Origin of the sequence: Gluconobacter albidus, from assembly GCF_002005485.1 — a bacterium.
Lineage (GTDB): Bacteria > Pseudomonadota > Alphaproteobacteria > Acetobacterales > Acetobacteraceae > Gluconobacter > Gluconobacter albidus.
Genome location: NZ_CP014689.1, coordinates 1,002,629 through 1,015,239, shown reverse-complemented (window position 1 = coordinate 1,015,239; position 12,611 = coordinate 1,002,629). Strand labels below are relative to the sequence as shown.

The window sequence follows — 12,611 nt, the reverse complement described above, 5'->3', positions numbered from 1 at the left end:
TGCCATAATGTGGACAGGAGACATCAGCTTACCCATACCGACTGATCAGGACCGCTCATGAAATCCGCACGTCTGCTGCTTTGTCTTCTTTCCGGATCTGTCCTGAGCAGTATGCCCGCCTTTGCAGCCGAGACACAACCGGCCCCCAAGCCCAAGACGACCGCGCCTGCGTCGTCACCCCACACCGCATCGCCTGCACCAAAACCCGAGACAATCACGGTTCACAGCCGCAACGGCTCCGGAACCGCTGCGGATTATCTGAACAAAGACGTGGCGCTGGGGCCACTTGGAACACGTTCGGTGCTGGACACCCCCATGTCCATCATGGTTGTCCCGCATGATGTGCTGGTGAACCAGCAGAGCCGCAATATTAACGATCTCGTAGCGTATGTGCCGTCCGCCCAGCTTGAAATGCGTGGGGATCCAAATACCAGCCGGCCACAGTCCCGTGGCTTTGAAGGCGATGTGATTGCCAACACCCGCATGGACGGGCTGAACATGGTCATCACCACGCCCTACGCCGCCGAACAGTTCGACAGCCTTCAGGTTCTGAACGGTCTGGCAGGCGCGCTTTACGGACCGCAGAACCCGGCTGGCACGTTCGACTTCACGCTCAAGCGCCCGACGGACCGTATGACCGAACGCTTTGTCGTGGGGACGGATTCCATCGGTTCTCCCCTGGAGAGCGCGGATGTCTCGGGGCGCGTAGGAAAAAACAAGTGGTTCGGATACCGCCTCAACCTGCTGAACCAGAACGGCGAAGGCTATGTCGAAGGTTCGCATCTTCGGCGTGATCTTGTCAGTGGCGATTTCGACATTCACCTCTCGGACAAGACTGTCATCCAGCTCGATGCCAGCCAGTACACCTATGCCGAGCGCGGCTATCCGGGCGGTTTCGCCTACAGCACCGCAATCCAGCTCCCCCAGGCACCGGACCTGAGCCAGAAGGGTTATGGTCAGCCTCAGGCGGGCTACAACATGGAAACCGATACGGCTCTGGCCAAGATCATCCATAATTTCAACGACAACTGGAGCCTCAAGCTGGGCGGTCTGTGGCAGAATGCGGCGCGCAATGTCTTCAGCACGTCCAACCAGCTTCTGAATTCCTCGGGCCTGTACCGCCAGACGATTTCCGCGGCCCTCACGGCCAATGATTTCGTTGCAGGGAGCAACATGGCTTACCTGAACGGCAAATTCCGCACCGGTCCGCTGCGGCACCAGATCGAACTCGGCACGAATGGCTATGTGATGGGGAACTACAACCCCACATCTTCCACCGGCACCCTGACGCTGGGGGAGGCCACGATCGGCCATCCGAAGAGCTTCTCAAGCGTTCAGCCTTATTATTCCGGCCGCTACAAATCCGCTGATACGATGAACCAGTCGCTGCTGGCAGGCGATACCATTTCGCTGGGCAAGCACTGGTCGATCATGGGCTCCCTCGCCTGGAGCTGGCTGAGCACCAACAACTACGCCAAGACGGGCACCAAGACATCCAGCTACACACGCGCCGCCGCATTCAGCCCGATGACGAGCCTGATGTACAAGCCGACGGACAGCCAGACGCTGTATTTCACATGGGGACGTTCGCTACAGGCGGGAACGACCGCCCCGGTGGGGTCGGTCAACGTGAATGACGTCACGGCACCGCTGCGGTCGGAAGAATATGAAGTCGGCTACAAGATCCTGATCGCCAAGCGCATGCAGGTCAACATTGCGGGCTTCCGCATGTCACGTCCGTTCGGCTTCACGGACCCTGTGACGCATGTCTATGCGAATTACGGCACGCAGCGGAACTATGGCGTCGAATTTCAGGCATCGGGCAATATCACCGATGATCTGACTTTTCTTGGTGGCATGACATGGCTCGATGCCCAGATGCTGGGCACGGGATCGTCGCTGACGGCCAACAAGCAGGTTGTTGGCGTCCCGCCACTGATGGCGAATGCACTGCTGGATTATCGCCTGCCGTTTCTCAAAGGCGCGGCCGTCAACGCGAATGTTCATTATATGGGCCGTCGCGCTGCCAATGTTTACAACACGACCTTTGCGCCGTCTTACGTCACGCTGGATCTGGGCGCACGGTACGCGACCCATGCCTATGGCCAGCCGCTGGTGTTCCGCTTTGGTGTGAACAACGTGACGAACCAGAGCTACTGGGCCTCCGTCTATCCATCCAGCATCAATGGCGTCAGCAACGCCACCAACTCTGCCGTGGCCGGCCTGCCGCGGACTTACCATTTCAGCATCGAGCTGGACCTCTGAGCGGGGTTCAGCCTGAACTCATCGGGAAATCGTTCTGCCACAGCAGGGGCTGAAGCGTGAAGGTCCGGCGCAGGATGGTTTCAAGATCCGACCGGCCTTCGGTCTTGACCCATTCGTCCAGAGCCGTCCGGAACGTCGCAATCGCCGTCCGGGCCAGCAAACGGGCCACGAGGGACGGCATTTCGGTGGCGGGCAAGCGGGCGATCAGGGCGGAAGCGAGTGTTTCCTCCCATTCGGAATAGCGACGCAGGGCCATGTCACGCAGCGCGGGCGTCTGTTCCACCAGCCTGACGACCCCATAGGCATCCATCCGGTCGGACGAATAACAGGCGACGACCGGCACAAGCCCTGCCAGAACGGCGTCCTGTAGCGGAACGTCCAGCGGCACGGCGCGAATGGCATCGGTCAGGATCGTTGTAACGCCGTGGGTCCAGGCGAGAATGATATCGGCCTTGCCCGGAAAATAACGAAAGAGCGTCCGACGCGAGATCTGCGCGGCTTCTGCAATTTCATCGACGGACGTTTCTTCATAACCGTAAGTCGAAAACAGGCGCATGGCTTCGCGCACCAGCGCGGCATGGGTGCGGTCCTTCTTGCGCTGCCGCAGCGGCCCGTCCTGTTCGCCATCCTGTTGTGCGTCTGTCGTCATGTCGTCCAGTTATCCCGAAGTCCCCAGCGAGCATAGACCCGAACTGCTGAAGCGTTCCAGAAGACAGAAACCACCGGCTTCAGGACACAAGCCGGTAACGCGCCCGGACCAGCACGTCATTTTCAAGCTGCTGCCGGAGCGCCGACATCTCCTGCGGGGCAATCAGAACCGCCACTTCGTGAAAAAACGGGCGTCTGCCCGTCACGCGGTCCTGGAAAGCCTGTGCCAGAACCATGGCCACCGGATCACGGCTGCAACACAGGCATCCCGTAGCGTGGCGGTTCCTGAAGGGCGACGGTGCGGGAATGGCGGCGACATCGCCCCACGCCTCCTCAGGACGTGCGTTGCCGATGAGCAGCGCATGACGTCTGCGCTCTTCCGGCCATGAAGACGCTCCGGACAGGAAGTTCAGGGGGATCAGGGACGTGCGGGACGCGGTCATTGCATCCTCTTTAGCAGGGCCAGCGCAACCGGGCAGCATTTTCATGTCCCCTTTTTTATGCCCCGATTTTCCTGTCCGGGATTCTTTGCCGCCGCGCAGGCGTTTTGCTACACCGTCCCTGCCTCTCGCTGTGTATGGAGGCGCTGCCTTGATCGCGGGTTCCCGAACCCGTCTCCCGTCCTTTCCAGTTACAGAGCCTGCTGCCCATGTCCTCACGTCCCCATCTGCTTGACGCCCTTGCCGATCAGGTCCTGCTCTGTGATGGCGGTATGGGGTCCCGGGTGCAGATGCTGGATCTCGAAGTAGAGCGCGATTACTGGGGGCAGGAAAACTGTACGGAAATCCTGAACCTTTCGCGTCCGGAACTCGTCCGCGAAATCCATCGCGGCTATTTCGAAGCCGGCGCGGACATGGTGGAGACGAACACGTTCGGCGGCTCCATCGTCACACTGGCGGAGTTCGGGCTGCAGGACCGTACACGCGAAATCAACCGTACGGCTGCGACGCTGGCCCGTGAGGCGGCCGAAACGTTCTCCGACGGACGGCACCGCTACGTCATGGGCTCCATCGGTCCGGGCACGAAGCTGCCGACGCTGGGCAACATTGCTTATGACGATCTGGAAGCCGGTCTGGTCGAACAGTGCCGTGGCCTGCTCGACGGTGGCGTGGACGGGTTCCTGATCGAGACGTGTCAGGACACGCTCCAGATCAAGGCGGCCGTGAATGCTGCCAAGATTGCGCGGATCGAACTGGGTTCGGATGCGCCGATCTTCGTGCAGGTCACGGTCGAGACCACCGGCACGTTGCTGGTGGGCCCCGATATCGCCGCGGCCGCCACCACCGTTCAGGCGCTGGACGTCCCCTCACTCGGCCTGAACTGCGCGACCGGCCCGCAGGAAATGGGCGAGCATGTCCGCTGGCTGTCAGAAAACTGGCCCGGCCTCATTTCCATGCAGCCCAATGCCGGCCTGCCCGAGCTTGTGGACGGCAAGACTGTCTATCCGCTCAGCCCCGAAGAAATGGCCGTCTGGATGGAGCGCTTCGTCAAGGAAGACGGGCTGAACCTGATCGGCGGCTGCTGTGGCACATCCACGCCGCATATTCAGGCGCTGGACGGGATGCTGCGTCGCCTTGGTGGCACGAAACTGCGCCCTGCCCCGGTCAAGCGCAGTACGGTCTGGATGCCGTCGGTCTCCAGCCTTTATACCCAGACGCCGCTGCGTCAGGAGAACAGCTACTTCTCCATCGGCGAACGCTGCAACGCGAACGGCTCCAAGAAATGGCGCGAGCTTCAGGAAGCCAATGACTGGGACGGCTGCGTCGCCATCGGGCGCGAACAGGCAGCAGAGGGTTCCAACGCGCTCGACATCTGCACAGCATTCGTCGGACGGGATGAAGTCCGTGAAATGAACGAGGTCGTCACGCGCTTCACGTCGTCTGTGAATGCGCCGCTGGTGATCGATTCCACCGAAACTCCCGTCATTGAGGCCGCGCTCAAGCTGCATGGCGGCAAGCCCATCATCAACTCGATCAATTTCGAGGACGGTGAAGATCAGGCGCATGCCCGCATGAAGCTGGCCCGCAAGTTCGGCGCGGCCATGATCGCACTCACGATTGATGAAGTCGGCATGGCGAAGGAGCCGCAGGACAAGCTGCGCATCGCTGAACGTCTGGTCGATTTCGCCTGCACCCAGTACGGGCTGCCGCAGTCGGACCTGATGATCGATCCGCTGACCTTCACCATCGCCACCGGCGTTGAAGACGACCGCAAACTGGGTCAGTGGACGCTTGAGGGCATCAAGCTGATCCGCGACAAATTCCCCGACATCCAGATCATTCTCGGCCTGTCGAACATTTCCTTCGGCCTGAATCCGGCCGCGCGGGCGGTGCTGAATTCGGTGTTTCTCGACCATGCCGTCAAGGCGGGCATGACGGGCGCGATCGTGCATGTCTCCAAGATCCGTCCGTTGCATCTGATCGCGGCTGAAGAGGTCAAGGTCGCGGAAGACCTGATCTTCGACCGTCGCACCGAAGACTACGATCCGCTCCAGAAGCTGCTGGAGCTGTTTGCCGGACGCAAGGCCGCGGATGCCGTCAAGAAGCGTCGTGCGGAAACGCCCGCAGGACGTCTGAAGGATCGGATTGTGGACGGTGACCGCAAGGGCATCGAGCAGGATCTGGAAGATGCGATGGCGGAAATGCCGCCGCTGGACATCATCAACAACGTCCTGCTGGATGGCATGAAGGTTGTGGGCGAACTGTTCGGATCGGGCAAGATGCAGCTCCCGTTCGTGTTGCAGTCCGCCGAGACGATGAAGACTGCCGTCGCCTGGCTTGAGCCGCATATGGAGCGCACGGAAGGCCAGCATCGCGGCACGATGGTGCTCGCCACCGTCAAGGGTGACGTTCACGATATCGGCAAGAACCTCGTGGACATCATCCTGACCAATAACGGCTACCGGGTCATCAATCTGGGCATCAAGGTGCCGCTTGCAGACATGATCGCGGCCGTGAAAGAACATAACGCCGATGCGCTGGGCATGTCCGGGCTTCTGGTGAAATCCACGGTTATCATGCGCGAGAACCTCGCGGAAATGCACCGTCAGGGCTTTGATCTTCCGGTTATTCTTGGCGGCGCGGCCCTGACGCGGAATTACGTCGAGGAAGAATGCGCCCGCTCCTACGGTGCCGGTGAACCGGGACGGGTGGCGTATGCGCGCGATGCGTTCGACGGTCTGGGCCTGATGGACAAGATTGCCAACAACGACCTCGATTCCTATCTGGGTGCCATCCAGACGCGCCGCGCCAGCCAGGCGAGCCGCAAGACGGAACGCGCGCCGGAAATCGCGGAAACGCGGGGCTTTGGTGAGGTGGATCGTGACGCTGCAAAAGCCCGGCGTGAGCGCATTTCAGGCTCCGAGCCTGTCATTACGCCGCCGTTCTGGGGCGCGCGCGTTCTGGAAGCGACGCCGAATGCGGTTCTGCCGTTTCTCAATGAGCGGTCGCTGTACCAGTTTCAGTGGGGCTTCCGGAAACAGGGTCGGTCGCTCGACGAATTCATGGAATACGCCAAGATCGAGCTTCGCCCCGTGCTCAAGCGGATGCTGGCGCTGAGTGCTGAACAGGACATCATCCGGCCGCAGGCGATCTATGGCTACTGGAAAGCTGCGGGCGACGGGAACGATCTCGTGCTGTTCGAAGAGGACGGCAAAACGGAAGCCGCACGCTTTGCCATGCCGCGCCAGCCCAAGGACGACGGCGAGTGCATCGCCGATTTCGTGCGGGACATCAGCGATGACGCACGCGATGTGGTTGGGCTTCAGGTCGTAACGGTCGGGCAGAAAGCGTCCGATCTGGCGCGGGTGTGGTTCGAGGACAACCGCTATCAGGACTATCTGTACCTGCATGGCCTGTCGGTCGAGATGGCGGAAGCGATGGCGGAATACACCCACAAGCGCATTCGCGCCGAACTGGGCTTCGCAGGCGATGACAACCGCGACATGGAAAAGCTGCTCTCACAGTCCTATCGCGGCTCGCGCTATTCCTTCGGTTATCCCGCCTGCCCGCGCCTGGAGGATCAGGAACCGATCCTGAAAATGCTGGATGCCGAACGCATCGGCGTGTCGCTTTCGGACGGCTATCAGTTGCACCCGGAACAGTCGACATCAGCCCTTGTGATGCTGAATCCTCGGGCAAAATACTTTACCGTCTGAGGACGGCAGACTTTCATAAAGACGGGAAAAGACCTTCCATGACGGCCTCTTCAGTTCCGCAGACGACCTATGTTCTGACGCTTTCCTGCCCCAACCGCCCGGGTATCGTGGCGGCCATCAGCGGGAAACTGGCGGAGCTGGATGCCAACATCACGGAAGCTCAACAGTTCGATGACCGGGACAGCACGGTCTTCTTCATGCGGATCGTCTTCGAAGTCGCACAGGACCGGACCAGCATGCAACAGCTCCAAGAGGCGCTGGCCATTCTGGGGAACAGTTTCAGCATGGAGTGGGCCCTGCATGATCGCAGCGTCAAGCCGAAGGTCCTGCTGATGGTCTCCCGCTTCGATCACTGTCTGGTCGATCTGCTCTATCGCTGGCGTATCGGGGAACTGCCAATCGAGCCGGTTGGTATCGTATCGAACCATCCACGCGAAGTGTTCGCGGATCTGGATTTCTACGGCATTCCATTCCATCACGTGCCCGTCACGAAAGAAACGAAGCCCGCGCAGGAAGCCCATGTGCTGGAACTTCTGGCGTTGAGCGGTGCCGAACTGGTCATCCTCGCGCGTTACATGCAGGTTCTGTCAAACGAGATGGCCGCCAGCCTGTCCGGTCGCTGCATCAATATCCACCACTCCTTCCTGCCCGGCTTCAAGGGTGCGCGCCCGTACCATCAGGCTTTTGCCCGCGGCGTGAAGCTGATCGGTGCAACCGCCCATTACGTTACGCGTGATTTGGATGAAGGTCCGATCATCGAACAGGATGTGGAGCGTATTTCCCATGCCGACACGCCTGAAGACCTGATCCGCAAAGGACGCGATATCGAACGTCGCGTTCTGGCACGTGCAGTCCGGTATCACATCGAACGCCGGACCATCATCAACGGCAACAGGACAGTCGTCTTCACGCCCTGAGACGGGTTTTTATTTGACGGGACATAAAAATTTCGCACGACATCCTGAATATTCTCTCCTACGCTCAACCGGCATTTTCACTGTCGGTGGCAATATTCAGATGAACGCTCGCAAAATTCTTTGTTCACTGGCCCTGTTTGCGACTTTGATCAGTCAGGCAGCCTGTTCCGGCAACTGGGTTCTTGAAAAAAGGCTGACACCGGCCGACACGCTGCAGGCAACATCCAAACGGACCGTCGTTCCCGGTACATTTGTCATGACCGTCAAAAGCGTGAATGTTTTTAACAAGATGGTCTTTCTCAACTCCGAAGACACGTATCTGGACCGGGCCAATGTCGCCGTACAGATCACATCTTCGGTCGCCTATAATGCCGATATCCGGTTTGGTGGCGATTTCCGAAACATGGTGCTGAACAGGAAAATTCTGGTGATCGGCTCGGCCATGAAAGTCGGGGCGGATCTCGAACAGGGGATCATCGTCAACACCAAGGGTGACGAGCGGACGTATATTTTCGTCAGCCGGGCAAGCAATATTTTCTTTGAGTAGGCTTCATGTCTTGCCGGAATGCGCCCTGATCTTTCAGTGCGGATCCGGTTTCAGACAGATTATTTCATTCTATACCCCCATATTAATCAGAAGATATTTCCCAAGCCTGAGATCCAGCCTATGAAGAGCGTCCTGTCTTTATGCCGGATCCAGTCATGACCGCCTCTTCCCTTCCTGCTCAGGACCGCCTGCAGGCCGTTCTCAAGGCCCTTCAGCCCGTCATGGGAGAGCAGATCAGCACGGCACCCTCCGTTCGTGAGGAACACAGCCACGGCGAGGCCATGAATGCCTCCCGACTGCCCGAGGCGGTCGTGTTCGCGGAAAGCACGCAGGATGTCGCAACCGTTTTGCGGCAGTGTCATGAATGGCGGGTTCCGGTTGTGGCATTCGGGGCCGGTACCTCGGTCGAAGGGCATGTCGTCCCGCCCGAACAGGCCATCAGCCTCGACCTGTCGCGCATGACCGGCATCGTGGAACTGAACGCCGAAGATCTGGACTGCCGGGTTCAGGCTGGCATCACGCGCCAGACGCTGAATGTGGAAATCCGTGATACCGGCCTGTTTTTTCCGGTCGATCCGGGTGGAGAAGCGACGATTGGTGGCATGTGCGCCACCCGCGCCTCGGGTACAGCCGCCGTGCGTTACGGCACGATGAAGGAAAACGTGCTTGGCCTGACCGCTGTGCTTGCAACCGGCGAAATCATCCGCACGGGCGGACGCGTCCGCAAGTCCTCCACCGGCTATGACCTGACGTCGCTGTTCGTCGGCTCGGAAGGGACACTGGGGATCATCACGGAAGTCCAGCTTCGGCTGCATGGACGCCCCGAGACCGTATCGGCAGCCATCTGCCAGTTCGAGAGCCTGCATGACGCGATCCGGACCGCCATGGAAATCATCCAGTGCGGCATTCCCATCACCCGCGTGGAGCTGATGGACAGCGTGCAGATGGCGGCCTCCATCCAGTATTCCGGCCTCACGGAATATCAGCCGTTGACCACACTGTTCTTCGAATTCACCGGCTCGCCTGCGGCCGTGCGCGAACAGGTCGAGACGACGGAAGCCATTGCGTCGGGCAATAACGGGCTGGGTTTTGCGTGGGCGGAGAGTGCGGAAGAGCGTACCCGTCTGTGGAAGGCGCGGCATGACGCCTACTGGGCGGCAAAGGCCATTGTTCCGGGCGCGCGGGTCATTTCCACGGACTGTATCGTTCCGATTTCGCGTCTGGGCGAGCTGATCGAAGGCGTGCATCGCGATATCGAAGCGTCCGGCCTGCGCGCACCGCTTCTGGGCCATGTTGGGGACGGCAATTTCCATACGCTCATCATTACGGACGACACACCCGAAGGGCATGAACGCGCCCTCGATCTGGACCGGAAAATCGTTGCCCGCGCCCTGTCGCTGAAAGGATCATGCAGCGGCGAGCATGGCGTTGGCATGGGCAAGCTGGAATTTCTGGAAACCGAGCATGGTGCTGGAAGCCTGGGCGTGATGCGGGCGCTGAAAAACACGATGGACCCGCATCATATCCTCAATCCCGGCAAGCTCCTGCCTGCAGGCCCTGTTTACACGGGCTGAACTTTCGGGGATCTTTTGTCCTCTTTTCTTTCCAGCCCTTGCCGGATTTCAGCCTCATGCCGTCAGTTTCCAGCCTCTGTCCCGATGTCGTTCTGATCGGTGCGGGGATCATGAGTTCCACACTTGCGGCCCTGCTGCGCGAGCTCGATCCGTCGCTATCGATGATGATGTTCGAGACGCTGGCCGATTGCGGGCAGGAAAGCTCCTATGCCTGGAACAACGCCGGGACCGGACATGCCGGGAACTGCGAACTGAACTATACGCCACAGCGCGCGGATGGCAGCATCGACATTTCCAAGGCGCTGGCGATCAACACGGAATTCGACCTCTCAAGGCAACTCTGGGCGCACTGGGTCCGCGAAGGCCGCATTGCCGATCCGGCAGCTTTCGTGCAGCCCTGCCCCCATATCAGTCTGGTCTGGGGGGCTGAGAACGTCGCTTTTCTCAAGGCCCGTTACGAGGCGATGGTCGCCCATCACTGTTTTGCAGATATGGAATACACGTCCGATCCGGCCGTCATCGCGCAATGGACGCCCCTTGCGATGGCGGGGCGCGATACGTCACAGCCCGTTGCGGCCACGCGCATCAAAGAGGGCACGGACGTTAATTTCGGCGCCCTGACCCGCGCGCTGACGGTCTCTCTCAAGACAGACCGCAACATCGCCATTCACTACAATCATCGCGTCACCGGCCTGACACGCACCACGGACGGCCGCTGGCGCGTGACGGCCACAGATACCGAAAGCGGTCACACGACCACGGTTCTGGCGCGTTTCGTGTTCATCGGTGCGGGGGGCAATGCGCTGCCACTGCTTCAGGCCTCCGGAATTCCCGAAGCGGCACATTATGCCGGTTTCCCCGTCAGCGGCCTGTGGCTACGCTGCATGGACCCGGCCATTACCGGGCAGCACCACGCCAAGGTTTACGGCAAGGCCCCTGTCGGCTCGCCCCCCATGTCGGTCCCGCATCTCGATACGCGCGTCATCGACGGAAAATCATGCCTGCTCTTCGGGCCCTATGCGGGATTTTCCACGAAATTTCTCAAAAGCGGCTCCTGGACGGATTATTTCCGCTCCCTGACGCCTCGAAACATCATTCCCGCCCTGACCGCCGGAAAGGACAATCTCGGACTGCTGGACTATCTCGTGCGTCAGGTTCTCCAGACGAACGAGGCCCGCTTCAAAGCCCTTCAGGACTTCTACCCGACGGCCAGACCCGAGGACTGGACGAAAGTCGTGGCCGGACAGCGCGTCCAGATCATCCGACCGGACACAGGGCTGCACGGAACACTGCGTTTTGGCACCGAACTCGTCAAAAGCGCCGACCGTTCCCTCATGGCCGTCCTCGGCGCTTCTCCCGGAGCGTCGATTGCAGCCTCCGTGGCCCTTCAGGTTATCCAGCAGGTCTTCCCCGGACGGCTGACAGAGGCGGACTGGCTGCCTCGTCTGCGTCAGGTCTTTCCCGCCTACGGGATTGACCTGACCAAAGACGCGCAGGCGTGTGCATTACTGCGGGAAAATACCGCGCATGTTCTGAAAATCACGGGTTAAGACCAGTAGTCACCTTTTTAGAGCCGGATTTCGCTCAACGGACGTTACAGGTTCCTTCCGCTCTGATATGATATGTGTGATTTTACATTCGTCTGTTTGCTTTCACGCTCAGGAATCGATTTTACACATGACTGATGGTTCGGGCTCCGTGATCACCACCGCCTCGCCGCAGAGTTCGAAACGGCGGGATAATTCGGCCCGGCAGAAACAGATCCTCGACGTCCTTCTCGAATCCGGAAGCGCCACCATCGAAGGTCTGGCGGAGCGTTTCGGGGTCAGTCGCATGACAATCCACCGCGACTCCCACGCCCTCGTGCAGCAGGGCCTGATCGACAAGCTGCATGGCAGCATCGTCCTGCGCAACAAGGTTACGACGCAGAAAACCGTCAATTTCCGACGCTCACGCGCGACAGATCTCAAGGACGCAATCATCCAGCGTGCCGTCTCGCTGATCCAGCCCGAGCAGGTTCTGGTTCTTGATGACTCCACGACAGTCGCGGCCATGCTGCCGCTTCTGCCCGCTCTTGCGCCCCTGACGATCATTACCAATGCCGTCGGTGTGATTCAGGCGCTCTCGCCCTATCCCAACCTGAAACTGATCTGCCTTGGCGGCGACTATAATCCGCCGCGCAATGCGTTTTTCGGTCTGGTCTGCGAGCAGGCCGCGCAATCCCTGCGGGCCAACATGATGTTTCTCTCGACGTCCATCATCCATAACGCCACCGCGTTCCAGAACGATCAGGATGTGGTCAAGGTCAAGCGGATCATGATGGATATGGCGGACCAGTGCGTCCTGCTGGTAGACAGCACGAAGTTTCGCAAAGGTGGCCTGCACCGGCTGGCGTCCCTGTCGGAATTCGACCATGTCCTGACTGATTCCCATCTCAAGCCATCCATCGCGAAGGCTCTGGCGCAGGAAGACGTCAATCTCGAAATCTGCACCTGAGTGCAGAT

The 12,611-nt window shown here is 59.9% G+C and carries 9 protein-coding genes; 7 read left to right on the top strand and 2 right to left on the bottom strand.

All coding sequences use genetic code 11. From position 1 onward, the window contains the following. The first annotated feature begins 57 nt into the window (after nt 1–57). The gene (locus tag A0U94_RS04520; RefSeq protein WP_077802573.1) at nt 58–2,265 is read left to right on the top strand and encodes a TonB-dependent receptor; all 2,208 of its coding nucleotides are present in this window, start codon (nt 58–60) and stop codon (nt 2,263–2,265) included. A 7-nt stretch (nt 2,266–2,272) separates the two neighbouring features. Here the strand turns inward: A0U94_RS04520 and A0U94_RS04515 are convergent, their stop codons facing one another. Both A0U94_RS04515 and A0U94_RS04510 read right to left on the bottom strand, forming a co-directional pair. Beyond that, entirely contained in the window at nt 2,273–2,914 is a 642-nt protein-coding gene (locus tag A0U94_RS04515) for a TetR family transcriptional regulator (RefSeq protein ID WP_062028374.1), read from the bottom strand. A gap of 79 nt (nt 2,915–2,993) precedes the next feature. Continuing rightward, nucleotides 2,994–3,356, bottom strand: coding sequence for a hypothetical protein (locus A0U94_RS04510; protein WP_149026661.1), 363 nt, complete (start codon nt 3,354–3,356; stop codon nt 2,994–2,996). Between the two features lie 206 nt (nt 3,357–3,562). Between A0U94_RS04510 and metH the strand changes: the two genes are divergently transcribed. From metH to A0U94_RS04480, 6 genes are all read left to right on the top strand, one after another. After that, on the top strand, nt 3,563–7,069 hold the full coding sequence (gene metH / locus A0U94_RS04505) for a methionine synthase (protein WP_077802571.1): 3,507 nt from the start codon (nt 3,563–3,565) through the stop codon (nt 7,067–7,069). Nucleotides 7,070–7,107: 38 nt separating this feature from the next. Next, nucleotides 7,108–7,986, top strand: a complete 879-nt coding sequence (gene purU, locus A0U94_RS04500) for a formyltetrahydrofolate deformylase (protein WP_077802570.1) — start codon at nt 7,108–7,110, stop codon at nt 7,984–7,986. 256 nt (nt 7,987–8,242) lie between these two features. Then, nucleotides 8,243–8,533, top strand: coding sequence for a hypothetical protein (locus tag A0U94_RS04495; RefSeq protein WP_167369346.1), 291 nt, complete (start codon nt 8,243–8,245; stop codon nt 8,531–8,533). 155 nt (nt 8,534–8,688) lie between these two features. Beyond that, on the top strand, nt 8,689–10,107 hold the full coding sequence (locus A0U94_RS04490) for an FAD-binding oxidoreductase (protein ID WP_077802569.1): 1,419 nt from the start codon (nt 8,689–8,691) through the stop codon (nt 10,105–10,107). A gap of 56 nt (nt 10,108–10,163) precedes the next feature. Continuing rightward, nucleotides 10,164–11,657 (top strand): malate dehydrogenase (quinone), encoded by a 1,494-nt coding sequence (gene mqo, locus A0U94_RS04485; RefSeq protein ID WP_077802568.1) that lies wholly within the window; start codon nt 10,164–10,166, stop codon nt 11,655–11,657. 127 nt (nt 11,658–11,784) lie between these two features. Next, a complete protein-coding gene (locus tag A0U94_RS04480; RefSeq protein WP_062028358.1) occupies nt 11,785–12,603 on the top strand; it encodes a DeoR/GlpR family DNA-binding transcription regulator in 819 nt (272 codons plus the stop codon). Nucleotides 12,604–12,611 lie beyond the last annotated feature (8 nt).